This is a genomic window from Streptomyces sp. NBC_00344 (genome assembly GCF_036088315.1).
GTDB lineage: Bacteria > Actinomycetota > Actinomycetes > Streptomycetales > Streptomycetaceae > Streptomyces.
This window is the reverse complement of the sequence record NZ_CP107996.1, coordinates 2948987-2971624: the sequence shown is the minus strand read 5'-3', so window position 1 is coordinate 2971624 and position 22638 is coordinate 2948987. Positions and strand designations below refer to the sequence as shown.

The 22638-nt window shown below is 69.6% G+C and carries 23 protein-coding genes; 14 read left to right on the top strand and 9 right to left on the bottom strand.

Annotated features, from left to right (window positions below):
- The first annotated feature begins 4 nt into the window (after positions 1–4).
- Positions 5–1120, top strand: a complete 1116-nt coding sequence (locus OHS16_RS13460; RefSeq protein ID WP_328540832.1) for a DUF5937 family protein — start codon at positions 5–7, stop codon at positions 1118–1120.
- A gap of 39 nt (positions 1121–1159) precedes the next feature.
- Here the strand turns inward: OHS16_RS13460 and OHS16_RS13455 are convergent, their stop codons facing one another.
- Positions 1160–2335, bottom strand: coding sequence for a threonine aldolase family protein (locus tag OHS16_RS13455; protein ID WP_328537425.1), 1176 nt, complete (start codon positions 2333–2335; stop codon positions 1160–1162).
- A gap of 117 nt (positions 2336–2452) precedes the next feature.
- On the opposite strand from OHS16_RS13455, the gene OHS16_RS13450 reads away from it, so the two are divergent.
- The 10 genes from OHS16_RS13450 to OHS16_RS13405 all read left to right on the top strand — a co-directional run bounded on the left by OHS16_RS13450 (position 2453) and on the right by OHS16_RS13405 (position 10175).
- Positions 2453–3352 (top strand): Rossmann-like and DUF2520 domain-containing protein, encoded by a 900-nt coding sequence (locus OHS16_RS13450; RefSeq protein ID WP_328537424.1) that lies wholly within the window; start codon positions 2453–2455, stop codon positions 3350–3352.
- Positions 3349–4197: a pantoate--beta-alanine ligase gene (gene panC, locus OHS16_RS13445; RefSeq protein WP_328537423.1), complete on the top strand. Its 849-nt coding sequence runs from the start codon at positions 3349–3351 to the stop codon at positions 4195–4197. The genes OHS16_RS13450 and panC overlap by 4 nt, the downstream gene beginning before the upstream one ends.
- On the top strand, positions 4194–5903 hold the full coding sequence (locus tag OHS16_RS13440; RefSeq protein WP_328537422.1) for an L-aspartate oxidase: 1710 nt from the start codon (positions 4194–4196) through the stop codon (positions 5901–5903). The genes panC and OHS16_RS13440 overlap by 4 nt, the downstream gene beginning before the upstream one ends.
- 2 nt (positions 5904–5905) lie before the next feature.
- Positions 5906–6931, top strand: a complete 1026-nt coding sequence (gene nadC, locus OHS16_RS13435; RefSeq protein ID WP_443042611.1) for a carboxylating nicotinate-nucleotide diphosphorylase — start codon at positions 5906–5908, stop codon at positions 6929–6931.
- A 3-nt stretch (positions 6932–6934) separates the two neighbouring features.
- Positions 6935–7732, top strand: a complete 798-nt coding sequence (locus tag OHS16_RS13430) for a type III pantothenate kinase (protein WP_328537421.1) — start codon at positions 6935–6937, stop codon at positions 7730–7732.
- Between the two features lie 174 nt (positions 7733–7906).
- Positions 7907–8473, top strand: a complete 567-nt coding sequence (locus OHS16_RS13425) for a hypothetical protein (protein ID WP_328540830.1) — start codon at positions 7907–7909, stop codon at positions 8471–8473.
- Between the two features lie 13 nt (positions 8474–8486).
- Positions 8487–8666, top strand: coding sequence for a hypothetical protein (locus tag OHS16_RS13420; RefSeq protein ID WP_328537420.1), 180 nt, complete (start codon positions 8487–8489; stop codon positions 8664–8666).
- Between the two features lie 106 nt (positions 8667–8772).
- Positions 8773–9171 (top strand): BlaI/MecI/CopY family transcriptional regulator, encoded by a 399-nt coding sequence (locus OHS16_RS13415; protein ID WP_328537419.1) that lies wholly within the window; start codon positions 8773–8775, stop codon positions 9169–9171.
- Between the two features lie 10 nt (positions 9172–9181).
- On the top strand, positions 9182–9694 hold the full coding sequence (locus tag OHS16_RS13410; protein WP_328537418.1) for an amino-acid N-acetyltransferase: 513 nt from the start codon (positions 9182–9184) through the stop codon (positions 9692–9694).
- Positions 9695–9839: 145 nt separating this feature from the next.
- On the top strand, positions 9840–10175 hold the full coding sequence (locus OHS16_RS13405) for a histone-like nucleoid-structuring protein Lsr2 (RefSeq protein WP_328537417.1): 336 nt from the start codon (positions 9840–9842) through the stop codon (positions 10173–10175).
- Here the strand turns inward: OHS16_RS13405 and OHS16_RS13400 are convergent.
- Positions 10154–10735 carry an SCO3374 family protein gene (locus OHS16_RS13400; protein ID WP_328537416.1) on the bottom strand — a complete coding sequence of 194 codons (582 nt, stop codon included), beginning with the start codon at positions 10733–10735 and terminating at the stop codon, positions 10154–10156. The genes OHS16_RS13405 and OHS16_RS13400 overlap by 22 nt on opposite strands.
- A gap of 428 nt (positions 10736–11163) precedes the next feature.
- Between OHS16_RS13400 and OHS16_RS13395 the strand changes: the two genes are divergently transcribed.
- Positions 11164–13689 (top strand): ATP-dependent Clp protease ATP-binding subunit, encoded by a 2526-nt coding sequence (locus tag OHS16_RS13395; RefSeq protein ID WP_328537415.1) that lies wholly within the window; start codon positions 11164–11166, stop codon positions 13687–13689.
- A gap of 100 nt (positions 13690–13789) precedes the next feature.
- Here OHS16_RS13395 and OHS16_RS13390 read toward each other — a convergent pair whose 3' ends face one another.
- Positions 13790–14629 (bottom strand): alpha/beta fold hydrolase, encoded by an 840-nt coding sequence (locus OHS16_RS13390; protein WP_328537414.1) that lies wholly within the window; start codon positions 14627–14629, stop codon positions 13790–13792.
- A 544-nt stretch (positions 14630–15173) separates the two neighbouring features.
- On the opposite strand from OHS16_RS13390, the gene OHS16_RS13385 reads away from it, so the two are divergent.
- Positions 15174–15866, top strand: coding sequence for a M23 family metallopeptidase (locus tag OHS16_RS13385; RefSeq protein ID WP_328537413.1), 693 nt, complete (start codon positions 15174–15176; stop codon positions 15864–15866).
- Positions 15867–15916: 50 nt separating this feature from the next.
- Here the strand turns inward: OHS16_RS13385 and OHS16_RS13380 are convergent, their stop codons facing one another.
- Positions 15917–16498, bottom strand: coding sequence for a TetR/AcrR family transcriptional regulator (locus OHS16_RS13380; RefSeq protein ID WP_328537412.1), 582 nt, complete (start codon positions 16496–16498; stop codon positions 15917–15919).
- 133 nt (positions 16499–16631) lie between these two features.
- Here OHS16_RS13380 and OHS16_RS13375 point away from each other — a divergent pair, with 133 nt between their 5' ends.
- Positions 16632–18203 (top strand): MDR family MFS transporter, encoded by a 1572-nt coding sequence (locus OHS16_RS13375; protein WP_328537411.1) that lies wholly within the window; start codon positions 16632–16634, stop codon positions 18201–18203.
- Positions 18204–18260: 57 nt separating this feature from the next.
- Here the strand turns inward: OHS16_RS13375 and cseC are convergent, their stop codons facing one another.
- The 5 genes from cseC to OHS16_RS13350 all read right to left on the bottom strand — a co-directional run bounded on the left by cseC (position 18261) and on the right by OHS16_RS13350 (position 22623).
- On the bottom strand, positions 18261–19574 hold the full coding sequence (gene cseC / locus OHS16_RS13370) for a two-component system sensor histidine kinase CseC (protein WP_328537410.1): 1314 nt from the start codon (positions 19572–19574) through the stop codon (positions 18261–18263).
- Positions 19571–20269 carry a two-component system response regulator CseB gene (gene cseB / locus OHS16_RS13365; protein ID WP_328537409.1) on the bottom strand — a complete coding sequence of 233 codons (699 nt, stop codon included), beginning with the start codon at positions 20267–20269 and terminating at the stop codon, positions 19571–19573. Before cseB ends, cseC begins: the two co-directional genes overlap by 4 nt.
- Positions 20270–20281: 12 nt before the next feature.
- Complete coding sequence (locus OHS16_RS13360; RefSeq protein ID WP_328537408.1) at positions 20282–20992, bottom strand: hypothetical protein; 711 nt, start codon at positions 20990–20992, stop codon at positions 20282–20284.
- Positions 20980–21534 (bottom strand): SigE family RNA polymerase sigma factor, encoded by a 555-nt coding sequence (locus tag OHS16_RS13355; protein ID WP_328537407.1) that lies wholly within the window; start codon positions 21532–21534, stop codon positions 20980–20982. The genes OHS16_RS13360 and OHS16_RS13355 overlap by 13 nt, the downstream gene beginning before the upstream one ends.
- A 174-nt stretch (positions 21535–21708) precedes the next feature.
- Positions 21709–22623, bottom strand: coding sequence for an A/G-specific adenine glycosylase (locus OHS16_RS13350; protein WP_328537406.1), 915 nt, complete (start codon positions 22621–22623; stop codon positions 21709–21711).
- Between the last annotated feature and the right edge of the window lie 15 nt (positions 22624–22638).

The window sequence follows — 22638 nt, the reverse complement described above, 5'->3', positions numbered from 1 at the left end:
GAGCGTGGACATCGACATCACCGGGCTTCCGCCTGAGCGCATCGTCTTCGGCCTTTCCCCGCTGGCCGAGCTGGGTAATGCGCTGCATGTGCTCTGCGAGCCGGGCCACCACCCGGGGCTGCACGGCTGGGCCACGGCGACGGCCGCCTCGCTCAAGCCGGACCTGGCGGACCGGCTGCACGAGGCGGACTTCCTCTGGCTCACCACGTTCTCCGACATCCTGCTGCCGTTCGCGGGGGTGCGGAGCGGCGGCGGCGCCGGGCCGGGCGGGACGCTCGCCGAGGACCTGGATCTGCTCGATCTGCTGCCGGACGACGAATTCGTCTCCGTGGCGCTTGAGTTCACCTGCTCGGCCTCCTACGACAAGGGCGGGCTCTCCCCGCTCACCGACGCACCGGCCCGTGCGCGTGCCCTCGACCTCGCGGCGGCCCGTGGTCCCAGGCAACTGGACTTCACCGAGCGGCTGCTGAACGAACCGGTCTCCGTCAGGGCCTGGATCCGGCGGCTGTTCGAGGACTGCGAGCAGGCGTTCTTCGGCGATACCTGGCGCCGGGTGCGGGTTCAGCTGGCCGCCGACGCCCGGCACAAGACCGAGATCCTGCGGCACAAGGGTCTCGGTGACGCCATGACGGCGGTCTCCGCGGCGCTTTCGCTGGACGAGACCGGCACGCGCGTCCGGGTCGACAAGCTCGCCGAAGGCCGTTCGCAGGCGATGGGTTCGCCCGCGGGCGACGGGCTCACGTTCATCCCCACGAGCTTCGGCTGGCCGCACCTGCAGGTGCTGCACCGCCCGGACTGGCGCCCGGTGATCCACTATCCGGTGGCCGCCCCCGAGCTGCCGTCGCCCGCCTCGGTCGAACTGCTGAAGCTGCGACTGGAGGCGCTGGCGCATCCGCTGCGGATGCGGCTGTGCCGGAGTCTGGCCCGCTCCGCACAGACCACCGGTGAACTGGCCGACACCTACGGCATATCCGCACCGGAGGTCTCCCGGCATCTGGCCGTGCTGAAGCGGGCCGGGCTGCTGACCACCAGGCGCCGCGGACGGTATGTGCTGCACCAGCTGGACCTCACCGTGGTGGCCCGGCTGGGCAGCGACTTCCTCGAGGGGGTGCTGCGGTAGCGGACCCGGCGGCCGTCCGGTCTCCGGGGCCGCCCGCGGTCATCCCGCTCTGCGGACGAACTCCGCCACCGCCTCCACGACGTCCTGCGCGGTCCAGTCCAGTGCGGGTCCGGCCACCGTCACCTCGGTGAACGACACCCCGGGGGCCCCGCCGCCCGGCGCGGGGTGGAACCGGTGGAACAGTCCCACCCCCGTCTCCTCCGCCTGGGCGACGGCGGCCTCCGACAGCGCATCCGCCCCGTACGGCAGCCACACCTGGAACTGATGGGTGTGCGGAACCTCCGGACCGACCCGGAACCACGGCACGCCGGCCGCCCTGAACCCCTCGGCCATCGCTGTCGCGACGACCTTCGCATGGGCCACGTAGGACGCGAGACGCGGCAGCTCCCGCTCGATGCCGAGCAGCGCGGAGAGCGCGGCCGGGTACTGCTGGTAGACCTGGCCCCCGTACCGGTGCCGCCAGGTCCTCGCCTCGTCGATCAGTGACGACGGGCCCGCGAGAACCGCCCCGGACATGCCGTCCAGCGACTTGTAGAAGGAAACGTAGACACTGTCCGCGAGACCCGCGATCTCCGCGAGACCGCGGCCGAAGTGGGGGGCGCACTCCCACAGTCGCGCGCCGTCGAAGTGCACCACCGCATCACGTTCCCTCGCGGCGCCGACGACGGCGGTCAGCTGGTCCCAGTCCGGCAGGACGAAGCCGGCGTCACGCAGCGGCAGCTCGAGCATCAGAGTGCCGAAGGGCTCGTCGAAATCGCGCACTTCGCCGGCGGTGGGCAGCCGGGGCGCGGTCGTCGGATGGACCGTACGGAGCCCGCTCAGCGCCCCGAAGGCTCCCCGCTCGTGCACCTCGGGGTGCGCCAGCGGATGCAGCGCCACCGTGGAGTTGCCGGTGCGTCCGGCCCAGCACCGCATGGCGACCTGCTGGGCCATCGTGCCGGTCGGGAAGAAGGCGGCGGCGGGGAAGCCGAGTAGCGCGGCCACCCTGCGCTCCAGCTCGGCGACAACTCCGTCACCGTAGATGTCGGCGGGAGTGTCCAGGTCGTACACCGAGCCGGCGTCCGCGGCCAGTGCTGTCAGCCGCTCGCCGAGCGGGACGACCGAGGACGGGCGGGACAGCACCCGTCCGGCCTTGCGCAGCGCCGCCGACCTGCGCCGGCGTTCGTCCTCCTCGCTTCGGGTGCCGTCCGGGGTCATCGCCGTTTCGTATGCCATGGTCCGATCATCACCCACAGCCTGTGGACGGTTCTGTGGTCCCCCGAATCCTGGGCGTAGCATGACGGTGAAATCGTCCGGTACCCCTCGCGGACTGGAACGGAAGGCCGTCTCCACGTGAACGCACCCGCAGAAAACCGCCCCGCGCGGCTCACCGTCGGCGTTGTCGGCGCCGGTCGGGTGGGCCCGGCGCTCGCCGCTTCGCTGCAGCTCGCAGGTCATCGCCCGGTCGCCGCGTCCGGCGTCTCCGACGCCTCCGTGCGCAGGGCCGCCGTGCTGCTCCCGGATGTCCCGCTGGTCACACCCGCCGAGGTGCTGGCCCGTGCCGACCTGGTCCTGCTGACCGTCCCGGACGACGCGCTGCCCGCACTGGTCGAAGGCCTGGCGGAGACCGGCGCGGTCCGCCCGGGACAATTGCTGGTGCACACCTCGGGCCGCTTCGGGACCGGGGTGCTCGATCCCGCCCTGCGGGCCGGCGCCCTGCCGCTCGCACTGCACCCCGCCATGACCTTCACCGGCACATCCGTGGACGTCCAGCGGCTGGCCGGCTGCTCGTTCGGGGTGACCGCGCCCGAGGAGCTGCGGCTCGCCGCCGAGGCTCTGGTCATCGAGATGGGCGGCGAACCCGAGTGGATCGCCGAGGAGTCCCGCCCGCTCTACCACGCGGCGCTCGCCCTGGGCGCGAACCACCTGGTCACCCTGGTGGCGCAGTCCATGGAGCTGCTGCGTACGGCAGGGGTCGCGGCCCCCGACCGGATGCTCGGCCCGCTGCTCGGTGCGGCCCTCGACAACGCCCTCAGATCCGGTGACGCGGCGCTCACCGGACCGGTCGCCCGCGGCGACGCGGGCACCGTCGCCGCTCACGTCGACGAGCTGCGGAAACACGCGCCCCGGGCCCTCGCCGGTTATCTGGCGATGGCCAGGACGACAGCGGACCGCGCCCTCGCACACGGCTTGCTCAAGCCGGAGGCGGCCGAGGACCTGCTGGGCGTCCTGGCGGACGGAGAACACCGGTGACCACCCTGCTGCACACAGCTGCCGCACTGCACGCACTGCCCCGCGCAGGACGCCGGGCCGTCGTCATGACGATGGGCGCCCTCCACGAGGGCCACGCCACCCTGATCCGTACGGCGAGGGACCTGGCAGGCGAGAGCGGCCAGGTCGTCGTCACGGTCTTCGTCAACCCGCTCCAGTTCGGCGCGGGTGAAGATCTCGACCGTTATCCCCGCACCCTGGAAGCCGACATCGCCGTCGCCGAGCTCGCCGGTGCGGACGCCGTCTTCGCGCCGGCCGCCGACGAGGTGTATCCGGGCGGCGAACCCCAGGTGCGCGTCACCGCGGGCCCGATGGGGGAGCGCTACGAAGGCTCGGCGCGCCCCGGGCACTTCGACGGCATGCTCACCGTCGTCGCCAAACTTCTGCACCTCACCCGCCCCGACCTCGCGCTGTACGGGCAGAAGGACGCCCAGCAGCTCGCCCTGGTCCGGCGGATGGCACGCGATCTGAACTTCCCTGTCGAGATCGTCGGTGTACCGACCGTCCGGGAGCCGGACGGTCTGGCGCTCTCCAGCCGGAACCGGTTCCTCTCCACCGATGACCGCGCCACCGCGCTGGCACTCTCCCGCGCCCTCTTCGCGGGCCGGGACGCCCGCCCTGCCACCCCCGCCGCCGTACGCGCAGCGGCTCTGGCCGTGCTCGAAGCGGTCCCGCTTCCGCACGACTACCTCGCTCTGATCGACCCCTCAGACTTCACCGACGCGGCCGACGGCTTCCACGGCGAGGCGATCCTCGCGGTCGCCGCCAGGGTCGGCGCGGTACGTCTGATCGACAACATCCCGCTGACCTTCGGGGAAAACCAGTGACCGGAACCGGAATACGCCTGCACGCCCCCGCCCCCGGCTGGGCCGTCGAAGCCGACGTGGTGATCGTCGGGTCCGGCGTGGCCGGGCTCACCACCGCGCTGCGCTGCACAGCGGCGGGGCTTCGCACCGTCGTCGTCACCAAGGCCCGCCTCGACGACGGATCGACCCGCTGGGCCCAGGGCGGTATCGCCGCGGCGCTCGGCGAGGGCGACACCCCCGAGCAGCACCTCGACGACACACTCGTCGCGGGCGCCGGGCTCTGCGACGAGAGGGCGGTCCGCACACTGGTCACCGAGGGCCCCGACGCCGTGCGCAGGCTCATCGCGACCGGTGCGCATTTCGACACCGACGGCTCAGGGGGCATCGCGCTCACCCGCGAGGGCGGCCACCACCGCCGCCGTATCGTCCATGCGGGCGGGGACGCCACCGGCGCGGAGATCTCCCGTGCGCTGGTCGAGGCGGTCCGGGCGGCAGCCCTGCGGACCGTGGAGAACGCCCTGGTCCTGGATCTGCTCACGGACGCCGAAGGCCGTACGGCCGGTGTCACCCTGCACGTCATGGGGGAGGGCCAGCACGACGGTGTCGGCGCCGTCCGTGCCCCCGCGGTGGTCCTTGCCACCGGCGGCATGGGGCAGGTCTTCTCGGCGACCACCAACCCGCCCGTCTCCACCGGCGACGGCGTCGCCCTGGCGCTGCGTGCGGGCGCGGAGATCTCGGATCTCGAATTCGTCCAGTTCCACCCCACGGTGCTCTTCCTCGGCGCGGACGCCGAGGGTCAGCAGCCGCTGGTCTCCGAAGCGGTACGGGGCGAGGGAGCGCATCTCGTCGACGCGGACGGGGTCCGCTTCATGCTCGGGCAGCACGAACTGGCCGAGCTGGCCCCGCGGGACATCGTGGCGAAGGCCATCACCCGCCGGATGCACGAGCAGGGCGCCGAGCACATGTATCTGGACGCCAGGCACTTCGGCGCCGGGATGTGGGAACGGCGCTTCCCGACGATCCTCGCGGCCTGCCGGAGCCATGGCATCGACCCGGTCACCGAGCCGATTCCGGTGGCCCCGGCCGCCCACCACGCATCGGGCGGCGTCCGCACCGATCTGCGCGGCCGCACCACGGTCCCCGGCCTGTACGCCTGCGGCGAGGTCGCCTGCACCGGCGTGCACGGCGCCAACCGTCTCGCCTCCAACTCGCTGCTGGAAGGCCTGGTCTTCGCCGAGCGCATCGCGGAGGACATCGCCGCCACCACGGGTGAGCCCGCCGAACCGGTCGAACCCGCGCAGCCCGTCACGCTCCCCCTGCTGGCGCCGGAGGCCCGCCTCCGTATCCAGCGGATCATGACGGCGGGAGCCGGGGTGCTGCGGTCGGCCGGCAGTCTCACCGAGGCCGGCGCACAGCTGGACGGCATCCGCCGGCACGCGGACGCCCGGGCGGAGACCTCCGAGCCCGAGCTCAAGCCCGCCGAGCCCGGCGTCGAGGCCTGGGAGGCCACCAACCTCCTGTGTGTCGCCCGGGTCCTGGTCGCCGCCGCGCTGCGCAGGGCGGAGACCCGTGGCTGCCACTGGCGCGAGGACCACGCCGACCGCGACGACACCGACTGGCGGCGCCACCTCGTCGTACAGCTGCAACCCGACCGCTCGCTCGCCGTGCACACCACGGACAGCACGGACTTCCCCCCGACCGTCCCTCAGCTTTCCCAGGAGCAGTGACCGTGACCACGCCCGACCTCCCCCTGATCCAGACCGGCGACGATGGCCCCGGTCCCGACGCCCCGGGCGGCTGCGGCGACGGCTGCGGCTGCGGCGCCGGGGCATCCGGGGCCGACGACATGGAGTGCGGGCTCGACCCCGGCCTCGCCCGCTTGCTGCTCGAATCGGGCCTCGACCCCGTGCTGGTCGAGGACATCGCGCACCTCGCACTGGCGGAGGACCTCGACCACGGTGTGGACGTGACCACGGTGGCGACCGTCCCCGCCGACGCCGTCGCCACCGCCGACTTCACCGCCCGGGAGAGCGGCACGGTCGCCGGGCTGCGCATCGCAGAGGCGGTCCTGTCGATCGTGGCCACGGACACCTTCGAGGTCGAACGCCATGTCGAGGACGGCGCACGGGTCGCCGCCGGCGAGAAGCTGCTCTCGGTGACCACCCGCACCCGTGACCTCCTGACTGCCGAGCGCAGCGCGCTCAATCTCCTGTGCCGCCTGTCCGGCATCGCGACCGCCACCCGGTCCTGGTCGGACGTTCTCGAAGGCACCGGCGCCAGGGTCCGCGACACCCGCAAGACGACCCCGGGGCTGCGCGCCCTGGAGAAGTACGCGGTGCGCTGCGGCGATGGCGTCAACCACCGGATGTCGCTCTCGGACGCGGCCCTGGTCAAGGACAACCACGTGGTCGCCGCCGGCGGCGTGGCAGAGGCGTTCAGGCTGGTCCGCGCGGAGCTCGCGGAGATGGGGACCCCCGATCTGGCGATCGAGGTCGAGGTGGACACCCTGGCCCAGGTCGGCGAGGTGCTCGAAGCAGGCGCGGATCTGATCCTGCTGGACAACTTCACCCCTGCGCAGACCGCCGAAGCGGTGGCGCTCGTCGGGGGCCGGGCCGCCCTCGAGTCCTCGGGCCGGCTCACCCTGGACGTCGCGCGCGCGTACGCCGAGACGGGTGTCGACTACCTCGCGGTCGGCGCGCTCACGCACTCGGCTCCGGTCCTCGACATCGGACTCGACCTGCGCGAGGCGAAGTAACCCATGCTGCTCACCATCGACGTCGGCAACACCCACACCGTTCTCGGCCTGTTCGACGGCGAGGACATCGTGGAGCACTGGCGGATCTCCACGGACGCCCGCCGCACCGCCGACGAACTCGCCGTCCTGCTCCAGGGCCTGATGGGAATGCACCCGCTGCTCGGCGACGAACTCGGCGACGGCATCGAAGGCATCGCGATCTGCTCCACGGTGCCCTCCGTGCTGCATGAGCTGCGCGAGGTGACCCGCCGCTACTACGGCGACGTCCCCGCCGTTCTGGTCGAGCCCGGCATCAAGACGGGTGTCCCGATCCTCATGGACAACCCGAAGGAGGTCGGTGCGGACCGCATCATCAACGCGGTCGCAGCGGTCGAGCTCTACGGCGGGCCCGCGGTCGTCGTCGACTTCGGCACCGCGACCACCTTCGACGCGGTCTCCGCACGCGGCGAGTACACCGGTGGCGTGATCGCCCCCGGCATCGAGATCTCGGTCGAGGCGCTCGGCGTGAAGGGCGCCCAGCTGCGCAAGATCGAGCTGGCCCGCCCGCGCAGCGTGATCGGCAAGAACACCGTGGAGGCCATGCAGTCCGGCATCATCTACGGCTTCGCGGGCCAGGTCGACGGCGTGGTGACCCGGATGGCCCGGGAGCTCGCCGACGACCCCGAGGACGTCACGGTCATCGCCACCGGCGGCCTCGCACCCATGGTGCTCAACGAGGCCACGGTCATCGACGAGCACGAGCCCTGGCTGACGCTGATCGGCCTGCGCCTGGTGTACGAGCGGAACATCGCCCGTCTGTGATCCGGGTGATCGCCGCCCGGACCGGCGGCACGGCGGGGGCCGCACCTCCACCGTGCCGCCACCGCTCGCCGTGCCGTCGCGGGTCGCCGCGCCGCCACCGGTCGATTAAGCACATATTGCCCAATTAGTACGTATCGTCAGTGCATGCCCACGCCCTACGGATCACGAAGCGGTATGGCGTTCAGCGCAGATGAGCTGCGTGTGCTCCGACGCGCCCTCGCCATCGCCCTCAACCCGACCACCGTCGCCGAAACGGACGTCCGGGACTGTCTGCGTCTCGCGGAGTCCGTGGACGAGGCCATCGAGGAGGCCGGAAGGCTGCGCGCCTTCCTCGTCACGGACCTCGCCCGCTACCGCGCCGCGCTGCCCGGGGCGGCCCGCGGATACACCGAGCTGCTTCAGGACGCCCTGGCCGCCGGCTACGACCCCCGGCCGGACGATCTCGCCGCGCTGCGCACCCTGCGCGGCACACCGACGGGCGATGTCCTGCTGCGGCGCTGTCTGGCCCTCGCGGACCAGTCGCTGCGCGCCCGCATCGCCGGCCGTGCCACCACGCCCCGCCAGCGCACCCGGCTGCTCGCCCTGCCCGGCGGCCGCTCGGCGGACCGTCCTTCAGGCCCGAAGCGGCCGGCCCCGGGCGGGAAGCCGGCCCCGCCCCAGCCGGTGCCCAAACCGTCCGAGGTGTTTCCGCCGCGCCGCAGGCCGGTACCGCCCCCGGCTCAGCGCTCCGCCGTGAGCTAGCTACTCTGTCGGTATGGACTATGTTTCCGCGCTTGTGCCCCCCGTGGTGATGGCCGTCTTCTTCACCGTCGTAGTGAGGGCGATCATCAAGTCCCAGGGCGGCCCGAACAAGGCCAAGGAAGACGCGGCGGTGGACGAGGTGCTCGCCCGCGCCGAGTCCGCGACCCAGGCCCCGCACGGCAGCGGCGCCTGACCGCAGCAGCGCAGTATCCGAAGGGCGTACAGCTTATTTCAAGCTGTACGCCCTTTTTCTGTGTTAATCGCCAGCCATTCATGACATCTCGCACTATGGTGCTGGTGTGCCCCGTCAATTGGGAGAGCTGGAAGACGCCGTCATGACACGCGTCTGGGAGTGGAACCGCCCGGTCACGGTCCGGGAAGTCCTGGAAGACCTCGAACGGGAACGTTCCATCGCCTACACGACCGTCATGACCGTAATGGACAATCTCCATCAGAAGGGCTGGGTACGCAGGGAAGTGGACGGACGGGCCTATCGATATAGGGCCGTCTCCACCCGTGCCGCATACTCGGCCGCACTGATGAACGAAGCCTGGTCCACCAGTGACAACTCGGCCGCCGCTCTTGTCGCCTTCTTCGGCATGATGTCGCCCGAGCAGCGTGATGCACTCCGTGATGCTTTGCGCATCGTTCAGGGCGATGCGGACCGCGACGACCGTGACCCGGAGGCGGGGCGATAGCGTCGCGGGTATGCCAGCAAAAGCTCTCACCGTCCGCCGGGCGAGGACCAGTGATGTGCCCGCAGTACGCCGCCTCCTGGATGCGTACGTACAGGGGCGGATCCTGCTCGACAAAGCAACAGTGACCCTTTACGAGGACATCCAGGAGTTCTGGGTCGCGGAACGCGATGAGGACGCCAGGGTCGTGGGGTGCGGCGCTCTGCATGTGATGTGGGAAGACCTCGCGGAGGTGCGCACTCTCGCCGTGGACAGCACCTTCAAGGGATCCGGTGTGGGGCACCAGGTGCTCGACAAGCTGTTGGAGACCGCGCGGTGGATCGGTGTCCGCCGGGTATTCTGTCTGACCTTCGAAGTCGACTTCTTCGCGAAGCACGGCTTCACCGAGATCGGTGAGACTCCGGTGGACGGAGATGTCTACACCGAGCTGCTTCGTTCCTATGACGAGGGCGTCGCTGAGTTCCTCGGTCTCGAACGAGTGAAGCCGAACACCTTGGGCAACAGCCGGATGCTTCTGCACCTGTGACCGGCAGAAGCGGCCGGATCCCTATGTCCGAATCGCGCATGTTTCCCGCGTTCTTGCTCTACTGAACCTCTGCCGGGGGTTTGTGTTTTCCAGAGAAAAGCGGTTTCCTTTCCGCGTACTGAATTTTTCGATGAAAGGAAATCCGGTGGCACAGAAGGTTCAGGTCCTTCTTGTCGATGACCTCGACGGTGGCGAGGCGGACGAGACCGTGACGTTCGCTCTGGATGGCAAGACTTACGAGATCGACCTCACCACCGCCAACGCGGACAAGCTCCGCGGGCTGCTCGACCCGTACGCCAAGGGCGGTCGCCGCACCGGTGGCCGGTCCGCGGGCGGTCGCGGTAAGGCCCGTATCGCCGCCGGCGGCAACAAGGACACTGCGGAGATCCGTAAGTGGGCCAAGGAGAACGGCTACAACGTGAATGACCGCGGTCGCGTGCCGGCGGACATTCGTGAGGCCTACGAGAAGGCCAACGGCTGATTTCGTTGGTTTCCGGGGGGCGCTCCCTGGAAAGCCGCAGCGATACGCGCCATCCGGGCCCGGTGGCATTCGGTTGCCGCCACGTCCAGAAGCCGCACCAGATCGGGAGCGCCGCCGGCCTTCCCGACCCCGCTGAACACGGGCAGGGCAGGTTCGACCTCGTGCCCCGGCTCGGGGGGTCGCAGCCAGCCGGCGGCCCCCTGTGTGAGAAGCGGGCCGGGGGGCGCGGGGGCAGTGATCCTGCCGTGCGCGCCGATGGCGGTCAGATCGAGCGTGATCCCGCCCCACTCCAGCCAGTCGAGCAGTCCGGGCAGCTCATCCGCGCTGCCCGCGGCCACCAGCAGCTGCATCCGGCTCCCGGCGACGGCTACCGGGCCGGTGCGGGGCACCCGTCGCAGCACCGCGAATCCGGCGTCCACGGGGAGCTCCAGCACGTCGAAGCGGAGCCCGGTCGGCAACGCCACCGGAGGCCCGGGCACCGCGGCCCAGCCGAGTTCGGATGCGTACCACTGCACGACGCTGTCGAGCGGTGCCCGCGGGGACGGAACGGTGAAGGCCATGTCCGGAGCAACTCCCGGTGAGCGTGAGAGTTACGCAGAGTCTCCTATGATTGCTTTCTGTTGATGTCCGGGGGGCGCGAAGAAGCATTCGGAGGCGCAACGATGTTCGCCCGTAGCTGAGGGAAATGGCACGCGCCGCATGGACTGCCGGTGCTTGCGGGTAAGACATACCTAGTGGGGACGGGCGAGATGCGGTTCGGACGGTCTCGCGTTCGCCATCGGCGTAGTGGAGACAGGGGTATCTGCCTGGCCTGCGGGAACATCGTCTCGCACCATCGGGTTGGAGCAGTTGTCGGCTGTTCGGGCCGGAGGTCATGGACGGGTGTCGGCAGTTGGAATGAGCTGTCCCGCCCCGCGGGACTAGCATGCGGAAGGACTGGGAGGGGACCGACCCCTCACTGCCCGACCGCTCTGAGGAGCGATTAACGATGTTCGAGAGGTTCACCGACCGCGCGCGGCGGGTTGTCGTCCTGGCTCAGGAAGAAGCCCGGATGCTCAACCACAACTACATCGGCACCGAGCACATCCTCCTGGGCCTTATCCACGAGGGTGAGGGTGTCGCCGCTAAGGCCCTGGAGAGCCTCGGGATTTCGCTCGAGGCGGTCCGCCAGCAGGTGGAGGAGATCATCGGCCAGGGCCAGCAGGCCCCGTCCGGTCACATTCCCTTCACCCCTCGTGCCAAGAAGGTCCTGGAGCTGTCGCTCCGGGAGGCTCTTCAGCTCGGCCACAACTACATCGGTACGGAGCACATCCTGCTCGGCCTGATCCGCGAGGGCGAGGGCGTCGCAGCCCAGGTCCTCGTGAAGCTGGGTGCGGATCTGAACCGGGTGCGGCAGCAGGTCATCCAGCTGCTCTCCGGTTACCAGGGCAAGGAGACCGCCGCAGCAGGCGGTCCCGCCGAGGGCACGCCCTCGACCTCGCTCGTCCTGGACCAGTTCGGCCGCAACCTCACCCAGGCTGCCCGCGAATCCAAGCTCGACCCGGTCATCGGGCGCGAGAAGGAGATCGAGCGGGTCATGCAGGTGCTGTCGCGCCGTACCAAGAACAACCCGGTTCTCATCGGCGAGCCCGGCGTCGGAAAGACGGCGGTCGTCGAAGGACTGGCGCAGGCCATCGTCAAGGGCGAGGTGCCCGAGACCCTCAAGGACAAGCACCTCTACACCCTCGACCTCGGTGCGCTGGTCGCAGGTTCCCGCTACCGCGGTGACTTCGAGGAGCGGCTGAAGAAGGTCCTCAAGGAGATCCGCACCCGCGGCGACATCATCCTGTTCATCGACGAGCTCCACACCCTGGTGGGTGCGGGCGCCGCCGAGGGCGCGATCGATGCGGCTTCGATCCTGAAGCCGATGCTCGCCCGTGGTGAGCTCCAGACCATCGGCGCCACCACGCTCGACGAGTACCGCAAGCACCTCGAGAAGGACGCGGCCCTCGAGCGCCGCTTCCAGCCGATCCAGGTGGCGGAGCCTTCCCTCCCGCACACCATCGAGATCCTCAAGGGCCTGCGGGACCGTTACGAGGCCCACCACCGTGTCTCCATCACGGACGAGGCCCTGGTGCAGGCAGCCACCCTCGCGGACCGGTACATCTCGGACCGCTTCCTGCCGGACAAGGCGATCGACCTTATCGACGAGGCCGGTTCCCGGATGCGTATCCGCCGGATGACCGCGCCGCCGGACCTCCGTGAGTTCGACGAGAAGATCGCGAACGTCCGCCGCGACAAGGAGTCGGCGATCGACTCCCAGGACTTCGAGAAGGCAGCTTCGCTCCGCGACAAGGAGAAGCAGCTGCTGGCGGCGAAGGCCAAGCGGGAGAAGGAGTGGAAGGCCGGCGACATGGATGTCGTCGCCGAGGTCGACGGCGAGCTGATCGCCGAGGTGCTGGCCACGGCCACGGGCATCCCGGTCTTCAAGCTCACCGAGGAGGAGTCCTCGCGGCTGCTCCGCATGGAGGACGAGCTGCACAAGCGCGTCATCGGCCAGAAGGACGCCATCAAGGCCCTGTCGCAGGCCATCCGCCGTACGCGGGCCGGCCTCAAGGACCCGAAGCGTCCCGGTGGCTCGTTCATCTTCGCCGGCCCGTCCGGTGTCGGTAAGACCGAGCTTTCCAAGACGCTCGCCGAATTCCTCTTCGGCGACGAGGACGCACTGATCTCCCTCGACATGTCGGAGTTCAGTGAGAAGCACACGGTTTCCCGCCTCTTCGGTTCTCCCCCCGGCTACGTGGGTTACGAAGAGGGCGGCCAGCTCACCGAGAAGGTGCGCAGGAAGCCGTTCTCCGTCGTTCTCTTCGACGAGGTCGAGAAGGCCCACCCGGATATCTTCAATTCCCTGCTCCAGATTCTGGAAGACGGTCGGCTGACCGACTCCCAGGGCCGGGTCGTGGACTTCAAGAACACGGTCATCATCATGACGACCAACCTCGGGACCCGGGACATCTCCAAGGGCTTCAACCTGGGCTTCGCGGCGGTGGGCGACGTCAAGACCGGTTATGAGCGGATGAAGGCCAAGGTCAATGAGGAGCTGAAGCAGCACTTCCGCCCCGAGTTCCTGAACCGTGTCGATGACACGGTGGTCTTCCACCAGCTGACCGAGGAAGACATCATCCAGATCGTCGACCTCATGCTCAACAAGGTGGACGAGCGGCTGAAGGACCGCGACATGGGCATCGAGCTGAGCTCGGAGGCCAAGTCGCTGCTCGCCAAGAAGGGTTACGACCCCGTGATGGGCGCCCGGCCGCTGCGCCGGACGATCCAGCGCGAGATCGAGGACATCCTCTCCGAGAAGATCCTCTTCGGTGAGCTGCGCCCCGGTCACATCGTGGTCGTCGGTACCGAGGGCGAGGGGGACGCCAAGGCGTTCACCTTCCGCGGTGAGGAGAAGTCGGCACTGCCCGACGTTCCGCCGATCGAGCAGGCAGCGGGCGGAGCGGGCCCGAACATGTCGAAGGAGGCCTGACGCCCACGCGTCGGGCGGCCTGAGCGGCTGTACGCAGAGAAGGGCGGCCCCGGAACCGGTACATCGGTTCCGGGGCCGCCCTGCTGTGTGCCGAGAGCCGTCAGCGGCTCATGAAGTCCCGCAGATCGCCGGTGAGCCGATCCGCGTGGGTGGCGAAGAGCCCATGGCCTCCGTCCTCGTACACATGGAACACGCTGCCCGGCAGCGCCGCTGCCGACCGCCGGCCCGTGAGCTCGATGGGGGCCGATACATCGTGTGTGCCGTGCACGACCAGGGCGGGCACATCGATCTTCGCCATCTCGGGGACGAGGTTCAGGCCGGTCAGGAGGTCTCCCATGGCGGTGGCCGCGCGTGCGGTGGCGCCGGCGCACCGGTCGACCATGTACTGCACATACGCAGCGGAGAGCTCGATACCGGGACGCTGAAGGGCGAAGAACGCCTCGGCCCCGTCCGCGAAGAATGCGAGCCGGTCCTTGCGGAAGGCCGCATTGGCCCCCTCGACGACCGCCGGGTCCAGCCCATCGGCGTGGTCGGCCGAGCGGGCAGGCCCCGGGGCCATCCCCGCCACCAGCGCGATACGCGCCACCCGTCCGCTGCCGTGCCGGGTCAGCATCCGCACGATCTCGGCGGAGCCGAGTGAGTGCCCGACCAGAGTGACCCCGGTCAGATCCAGGTGGTCCAGGAGCGCGGCGACATCATCGGCGAGTGTGTCGAGGTCGAACCCGTCCCACACATCGTCGGATCTGCCGTGGCCACGCCGGTCCAGACCCACGCAGCGGAACCCGTCGGCCGCCAGCGGCAGCATCTGGTACTCCCACATCTCGGTGCCGAAGTAGGAACTGTTGACGAAGACGATGGTCCGCTCGGCCGTGGTCCCGGGGTCGCCGTAGTCGATGTAGTGGAGACGTGTGCCATCGGTGGGGGTCGCGAAGTACGGCATGGCAGTGGGTCCTTCCGGCGAGCGAGGAGTGTGCGGTGGGTACGGGGCTCATCCTGTTCTGCCGCATACCGGCCGTCGATTACCTCTGAGGGAAGTGAGCCGCACCACTTCGAGGGGCTCGAAGGCGCGTTGAGGGGGCTCGGCGCCACCCGGGAGAGCCGAGGCCGAAGGTCCCGAAACGGGCAGGCGGAGGTCCCTCGCCGGTGACAAGGCACACAGGGGGTTCGCGGCCTACTAGCCGGAGTAGGGGTTCCCGCGGTGGAGGTGCCCGGGCCCTTCGCAGGGGGCGGCAGGGACTTTGGACCCGGGGGGCGGAAAACCCCGTTCTGTCCCTTTCTCGCCGCATTCAACTGCGACTGAACGCCCCGCGGCGGATTGCTCCGGCGGGTTTCCGATTCCTGGCAAGAGGCGTATTTCCCTGACTCTCGCTACGACGTGATGTCGTAGATGGGCGTTTTGAGTGTTTGGTGCCGACTGGGTTACCAATGTGTGGTCAGCCCGGCCTGCACGGCTGGGTCCTCTTATGTCCGGAGTTGTTGCACGTATGCAGAAGCAGATCACTTCCCTCGTTTCCCGCCGCTCCCCGCTTCGTACTCGCGCTGCGGTCATCACCGCCGGGTTCGGCGTGTCGGTGGCGCTGGGCGCCGGGGTCGCGGTTGCTGCCGACGCACACCCGGCCTCCGTTGAAGCGGGGACCTCGTCCGTCGCCAGCGCGCTCACCCACCAGGCCACCGCTCAGAAGCAGGCCGCCGCCCACGCCGCCAAGACGGCGAAGGCCGAGCAGGCCGCCAAGGCCGCGAAGGCCAAGAAGGCGGCGAACGCCTGGGTCAAGCCGGTCGACCACATCGTGATCGGCGAGCCCTTCGGTGAGGCGGGCCACATGTGGTCCCACAAGCACTCGGGCCAGGACTTCGTGGTGCCGACCGGCACCACCGTGAAGGCCGTGCACGCCGGCACCGTGGTCAAGGCCGGCCCGAACGGCGGCGGCGACGGCCCCGCGTACGGCAACGCCGTCGTGATCAAGCACTCCGACGGCAAGTACTCGCAGTACGCGCACCTGTCGCGGATCGACGTCCAGATCGGCCAGCACGTGAACACGGGCCAGGCGATAGCGAAGTCCGGCGCCACCGGTAACACGACCGGTCCGCACCTGCACTTCGAGATCCGTACGACCCCTGACTACGGCTCGGGCTTCAACCCGGTGCCGTTCCTGAAGGCCCACGACGTCAAGCTCTGACGGACGGCGCCCTGACGGACATCATGCGGCGGGATCCGCCGTGACGGACATCAAGGGGCGGCGGCTCCCCTGACCGCGTCCAGATGGGCCTGGGTCATCAGTTCGGTGGCGACCTCGAGGACAGCCTTGCGCTTGTCCTCGAGGTCGCCTTCGACGTCTTTGAGCGCGAACATCCCCGCATGCATCGTGAACAGTGCGGTGAAGCAGCGCACCTGATCGGTCATGGACGCCTCCGGCGACCTGACCAGGTCGAGCAGGACCAGCATCCGGTCCTTGAAGTTCTCGCCCACGCTGAGCTCGCGCACGGTCCCCTGGTTCTCCTGCATGAAGCGGAAGAGTGGGGTGGCGCCGCTGAGTGCTTCGCTGTAGCGGCGCAGGACTTCCTTCTTCGTCTCCAGCGAGCGCGGCTGGCTCTGCCCCCAGGCGATCACTTCGTCGATGGGCGCCGACAGATCGCGGAAGAGACTGATGAGGATGTCTTCCTTGGTCTTGAAGTGGTAGTACAGCGCAGCCTTGGTGACGTCGAGTCTCTCGGCGATCTCACGCAGCGATGTCTTCTCGTACCCCTGCTCGGCGAAGAGCTCCAGCGCCACATCCTGGATGCGCTGGCGGGTGTTGCCTCTGCTGCCCATACGGTGCTCTCCCGAGGAACTTACTTGACGCCCGGCTAGTTACAGCCTACCTTTCCCTAGTGTAGTCAACTAGCCGGGCGACAAGTAAGTACACCGTCGGCGCCGGGTAAGTGCCAGGGGAGCGTGGGGAAACGTGTCGGAAGCCGGAGAAGTGGCGCAGGCCGGGGTGGCGGCAAAGGCCGAGCCACGGCCGCGCAGCGTCCGGGTGGTGCTGTTCGCGTTGATGATCGCGATGCTGCTCGCGATGCTCGACAACATGATCGTCAACACCGCGATGCCGACGATCGTCGGCGAGCTGGGCGGGCTGAAACATCTGTCCTGGGTGGTGACGGCCTACACGCTCGCGACCGCGGCCTCGACCCCGATCTGGGGCAAGGTCGGGGACATGTACGGGCGCAAGGGCGCCTTCCTCACGTCCATCGTCGTTTTCCTGGTCGGCTCCGCGCTGAGCGGCATGGCGCAGGACATGAGCCAGCTGATCGGCTTCAGGGCCATCCAGGGGCTGGGCGCCGGCGGCCTGATGGTCGGCGTCATGGCGATCATCGGCGACCTGATTCCGCCGCGTGAGCGTGGCAAGTACCAGGGCATGATGGCCGGCGTCATGGCGGTCGCGATGATCGGCGGACCGCTGGTCGGCGGCGCCATCACCGACCACCTCGGCTGGCGCTGGACCTTCTACATAAACCTCCCGCTGGGCGCGGTCGCGCTCGCCATGGTCACCGCCGTGCTGCACCTGCCGAAGAAGCGGGCGCGGGGACGGATCGACTATCTGGGCACCGCGCTGCTCACCGTCGGCATCGTCTCGATCGTGCTGGTCACCACCTGGGGCGGTACGCAGTACGACTGGGACTCCGCGATCATCCTCGAGCTGATGTTCGTCGGCGTGGTCGCCCTGATCGGATTCGTCTTCTGGGAGACCAAGGCGGCCGAGCCGATCGTGCCCCTGCACATCTTCCGGAGCCGCAACTTCTCGCTGATGTCGATCATCGGCTTCCTGACCGGCTTCGTGATGTTCGGCGCGATGCTGTTCCTGCCGCTGTTCCAGCAGTCCGTGCAGGGTGCGTCGGCGACCAACTCGGGGCTGCTGCTGATGCCCATGCTGCTGGCGATGATGGCCGTCTCGCTGGTCGCGGGCCGTGTCACCACCAACACCGGCAAGTACAAGGTCTTCCCCATCGCGGGTGGCGTACTGATGGTCGCCGGGCTGTATCTGCTGTCCACGATGGACGTCCACACGACCCGGCTGACCACCGGCCTGTACATGGCCGTGGTCGGCGCCGGCATGGGCTTCCTGATGCAGATCACCATGCTGGTCGCGCAGAACAGCGTCGAGATGAAGGACATGGGCGTCGCCTCCTCGTCGACGACCCTGTTCCGTACGCTCGGTTCCTCCTTCGGTGTCTCGATCATGGGGGCGCTCTTCACCAGCAAGGTCCAGGACGTGATGGACCAGCGGATGGGCAAGGGCATCTCACTGCCCTCGGCGCAGCTGGACGCGGCGAGCCTGGCCAAGCTGCCGAAGAACGTCAGCGAGGCCTACAAGTACGCGGTCGCCGCGGGTACCCACGGCGGGTTCCTGCTCGGGGCCGGCGCCGGTCTTGCCGTCATCGTCGCCGCGTTCTTCGTCAAGGAGGTGGCCCTGCGGGGCGCCGCGGCGCCCGCCCCGGCCGCGAAGGACGAGCCCAGGGCGGTCGAGACCGTCTGACGCGCGAAGCGCTGAAAGCGCGGTGGGCCCCGGGTGTACCCGGGGCCCACCGCGCTTTCAGCGTTCCGCCGGTCTGGTCAGCGGCGGGAAGCTGCCCGTGTTCGTCGGGGCGTGCTCCGGGAGCCACAGGACCGCGATCGCGCCCCCGGTCTTCCTCGAGCCCTCCGGAGCCGCGTTGCGGAAGGTCAGACGGGCGCCCAGGACCTTGGCCTGGCCGGCCGCGATCGTCAGGCCCAGACCGTGTCCGACCCCGGCACGGTCACTGCTGCCGGTACGGAAGCGGCTCGGGCCCTCGCGCAGCAGCGCATCCGGGAATCCCGGCCCGTGATCGCGTACCCGCACCACCCGGCCCTCGACCGTGACCTCCACAGGTGTGCCGCCGTGCTGGGCCGCGTTGCCCAGCAGATTGCCGATGATCCGCTCCAGACGCCGGGGATCGGTGTTCACCCAGGACTCGTGGACCACCCGTACCGTCGCGTCCGGCGCCATGATCGTCACTCGCCTGGCGACGAACTCGCCCAGCGCGATCTCCTGCAGTTCGGCACGTTCGGACGCGCTGTCCAGCCGCGCCACCTCGAGTACGTCCTCGACCAGCGTCCGCAGCGCCTGCGCCCGGTTGCGCACCAGTTCGGTGGGCCGCCCCGGCGGCAGCAGCTCGGCAGCGGTCAGCAGCCCGGTCACCGGTGTACGGAGCTCATGCGCGATGTCCGCGGTGACCCGGCGCTCCGCCTCGACCCGCTCCTGCAGGGTGTCGGTCATGGCGTCCACCGCGCGGGCGAGCTCATCGGTCTCGTCGCGCACCACACCGCCGATGGCATCCCTGACCCGGACGTCGGTCTCGCCCTGGGCGACCTTGGTGGCGGCGGCCGCCGCCTTGCGCAGCCGGCGGGAGAGCTGTCCGCCGATCAGCACGCCCAGCGCGCTGCCGCCCAGGACCACCGAAACCGAGCCGATGATCAGGGCCCGGTCGAGGTCCTGCATCACGGACGCGCTGCCGTTGTACCGGCTGCGCAGGGAGAGCACATCGCCGCCCGCGAGCGGGGCGGCCGCCCATACCTCGGGTACTTCGCCGTCGTGCTCGACGACCAGGGTGGAGAGCCGGTTCTCGGACGCCCGGCGGCGCAGCTCCCTGGGCAGGGCCGGGTCGTTGACCTTGGAGCCGAACTGCGGCTGCTGCTGTTTCTTCGACTCGAAGACCCGCAGCGCGAGCTGAAGTCGCACGATCTGGGTGTCACGGGCGTTGTCGAGCATCGAGACCCGTGCCGCGTTGTGCACCACCAGGCTCAGTGCGATCGCGATCAGCGCGCCGACAGCGGCGATCGCGATGCTGATCTTCCAGCGGACCCCGGTGCGCAGGGCGAAGTGCTTCATGCCTTGAGCTTGTAGCCGAAGCCGCGGACCGTTTCGATCCGGTCCTGGCCGATCTTGGTGCGCAGCCGCTGCACATGAACGTCCACCACCCTGGTGTCACCACCCCAGCCGTAGTCCCAGACCCGTTCGAGAAGCTTGTCGCGGGACAGCACCGTGCCGGGCGCCGTGGAGAACTCGAGCAGCAGCCGCATCTCGGTCGGCGTGAGAGCCACATGCTCGCCGCCCCGGTGCACCTCCATGCCCTCGGTGTCGACCTCGACGTCGCCGAAGGACAGCACCCCGCGCTCGTCAGGCCGCCCGTCGCGGTCCCCCGAGGCGCCTGTCGCGTGTCCGAAGCGCCGCAGTACCGCGCGGATCCGGGCCACCAGGACCGCGCCGTCGAAGGGTTTGGTCACGTAGTCGTCGGCCCCTGCCTCCAGGCCCAGCACCACGTCGATCGAATCGGCGCGTGCCGACAGCATGATCACCGGGACGGTCGACTCGTCACGGATCCGGCGGCACAGGGATACCCCGTCCAGGCCCGGCACCATCACATCGAGCAGCGCGATGTCCGGCTGGTTGGTACGGAACGCCTCCAGGCCGGACAGCCCGTCGGGCATGGCGGTGACGCGGAAACCGTCCCGCTCGAGTGCGAGCTGGGTCGCCTCGCGGATCACATCGTCGTCCTCGACGAAGAGGACATGGGTCTCGGCCATGCGGCTGCTCTCTCAGTTGTCCGTGGGGCCGGTGGTCCCGGAGACGTCGCCGCTGCTGTCCCCGTCCCCGACCGCCTTGCTGAAATCGGTGTGCACGGAGTCGCTCTCGGTGAACTTGTCGTCCGCCCAGTGGTACGTGACCACGTCCTCGCTCGAGGCGTAGGACACCGAGTCGCCCTTCACGTACTGCTGCTTGGTGACCACCAGATCACCCCGGTCGATCTCGGAGTAGACCGGGGCCGCCTCCGCGGCGAAGACGTTCCGGTAGGCGTTGTTCTGCGCGCGGTAGACGTAGGTGGCGACACCCACCGCGTCCTGGCAGGTCATCACGTTCACCACGACATCGGGGTCGTTGTTGCCGGTCAGATGCCCGTAGGAGACATCGAGCGGGTAGTCGTGCCCGGAGCAGGGCTTCAGATCGTGCTTGACCGCCGAGCTGACCTTCGGATCCTGTTTGAGCAGCTGCGCCGCGTCGACGCGCGCACCGGGCCGGGTGGCCGCCGCGGTGCCCGACCCCGCGCTGGGCGTGACCGAACCTGCCGCGGGGACCGAATGGGCCGCGCCCTCGTCGCGTGCCCCCGTTCCCCCGGTGTCGCAGCCGGCCGCGAGCAGCCCGACAGCGGCGAGCCCGGCCATCGCCGTGCTGCCCGCCGCCCGTCTGCCGCCGGTTCTGCGCCGGCCTCTGTCCAGGTCGTCGCCCGCGCCGTTCTTCAGGCCGCGCACCGCTCCCGCCCCATCTCTACAGGTTCCCCACGGATCAGTGCCCGGGCGTCGATCTCGCGGCTCTCCAGCTCCTGCCGGAGCCGGGCCAGTGCCCGGTGCAGCGTGCTCTTCACCGTACCCGCCGACATCCCGAGCGCGGCAGCCGTCTCCTCGGTGCTCATCTGCTCCCAGTGTCGCAGCACGACCACACTGCGCTGCTTGGGTGCCAGCACCTTCAGGATGTCCATCAGCAGCGCGCGGTCGGCGTGCTGGTCCGTGCCGTCGTCGACGGAAGCGTCGGGGAGCTGCTCGGTCGGAACCTCCTCCAGCTTGCGGGCGCGCCACCACTCGGTGCGCGTGTTGATCATGACCCGGCGGAGGTAGGCGTCGGCCAGGCTCTTGTCGGCGATGCCCTCCCAGCGGCGGTACGTACGGGCCAGGGCGGTCTGCAGCAGGTCCTGGGCGTCGACGGGGTCGGGCACCAGCCGGCGGGCACTGCGCAGCAGCGCCTCCTGCCTGGTGCGTACGTACTCCTCGAATTCGAGCACCTCACCGTGCGCCATGCCCAACCGCCTCCGTCGTCCCCGTTGTTCACGCTGTTCTGTGGTCTGTGCATGAAGCTACGGAGGCGTTGTCACGGAGCTGTGCGCGCCAGCCGTCTGCGGACGCACAGCTGTCCATCGGTTGTGTAACGACGGGACGGCTCGGAGGGGTTCTCAACCTGCAGGTGCGATCGGTCAGGTGAGCGGGAGCCGGTACACCCCGTCCGCCAGCGGCTCCACCAGACCGTCGGCGACCAGCCCGTCCAGCGCCCTGGCCCGTTGCACCGGTTCGTGCCACACCGCGTCGAGTTCCGACTGCGGTACCGGAGACGCCGCGTCCCGCAGTACGGCGAGCAGCTTGCCGCGGACCTGGCGGTCCGTTCCGGCGTAGGTCTGACCGCGTCGCGCCGGGCCGACATGGGCGGGCTTGCCCGCGAGCCGCCAGGCGCACTGTCCGGCGACAGGACAGCTTCCGCAGTCCGGGTTCTTCGCCGTGCAGACCAGGGCGCCGAGCTCCATCGATGCCGCGGCCCAGCGCGCAGCCGTGGCGTCGTCGTCGGGGAGCAGCGCGCGGGCGAGTCTGCGCTCCGCGGCGGTGGTCGCGTTCGGCGGGTACTCGACGCCGGTGACCGTACGCGCGAAGACCCGCCGGACGTTGGTGTCCAGCACCGCGTGCCGCTGCCCGTGGGCGAAGGAGGCCACGGCCGCTGCGGTGTACTCGCCGATTCCGGGCAGCGCGAGCAGCTGGGAGTGCTCGGACGGTACGTCCCCGCCGTGCCGCTCCGTTATGGCCTGCGCCGCGCCGTGCAGCCGCAGCGCGCGGCGCGGATAGCCGAGCCGGCCCCAGGCGCGGACCGCTTCGCCGGGGGCGTCGGCAGCCAGATCGGCCGGTCGGGGCCAGCGGGCCAGCCACTGTTCGTACACCGGGAGCACCCGGGCGACCGGGGTCTGCTGCAGCATGAACTCGCTGACCATCACCCCCCAGGCACCGGCTTCGGGGCGGCGCCAGGGCAGGTCGCGGGCGTTCGCGTCGAACCAGCTGATGACGGGGGAGTGGAGGGCGGTGGCGGTGGCGGAATCGACGTGTGACGTCTCAGTCGTTGAAGTCATGGCACCACCGATCCT

Coding starts and splice junctions, on each gene's coding strand:
- OHS16_RS13395 (WP_328537415.1), top strand. CDS start 11,164: ATGTTCGAGAGGTTCACCGACCGCGCGCGGCGGGTTGTCGTCCTGGCT.
- OHS16_RS13355 (WP_328537407.1), bottom strand. CDS start 21,534: ATGGCGCACGGTGAGGTGCTCGAATTCGAGGAGTACGTACGCACCAGG.
- OHS16_RS13385 (WP_328537413.1), top strand. CDS start 15,174: ATGCAGAAGCAGATCACTTCCCTCGTTTCCCGCCGCTCCCCGCTTCGT.
- OHS16_RS13455 (WP_328537425.1), bottom strand. CDS start 2,335: ATGGCATACGAAACGGCGATGACCCCGGACGGCACCCGAAGCGAGGAG.
- OHS16_RS13410 (WP_328537418.1), top strand. CDS start 9,182: ATGCCAGCAAAAGCTCTCACCGTCCGCCGGGCGAGGACCAGTGATGTG.
- OHS16_RS13430 (WP_328537421.1), top strand. CDS start 6,935: ATGCTGCTCACCATCGACGTCGGCAACACCCACACCGTTCTCGGCCTG.
- OHS16_RS13350 (WP_328537406.1), bottom strand. CDS start 22,623: ATGACTTCAACGACTGAGACGTCACACGTCGATTCCGCCACCGCCACC.
- OHS16_RS13400 (WP_328537416.1), bottom strand. CDS start 10,735: ATGGCCTTCACCGTTCCGTCCCCGCGGGCACCGCTCGACAGCGTCGTG.
- OHS16_RS13390 (WP_328537414.1), bottom strand. CDS start 14,629: ATGCCGTACTTCGCGACCCCCACCGATGGCACACGTCTCCACTACATC.
- OHS16_RS13380 (WP_328537412.1), bottom strand. CDS start 16,498: ATGGGCAGCAGAGGCAACACCCGCCAGCGCATCCAGGATGTGGCGCTG.
- OHS16_RS13425 (WP_328540830.1), top strand. CDS start 7,907: ATGGCGTTCAGCGCAGATGAGCTGCGTGTGCTCCGACGCGCCCTCGCC.
- cseB (WP_328537409.1), bottom strand. CDS start 20,269: ATGGCCGAGACCCATGTCCTCTTCGTCGAGGACGACGATGTGATCCGC.
- OHS16_RS13420 (WP_328537420.1), top strand. CDS start 8,487: ATGGACTATGTTTCCGCGCTTGTGCCCCCCGTGGTGATGGCCGTCTTC.
- cseC (WP_328537410.1), bottom strand. CDS start 19,574: ATGAAGCACTTCGCCCTGCGCACCGGGGTCCGCTGGAAGATCAGCATC.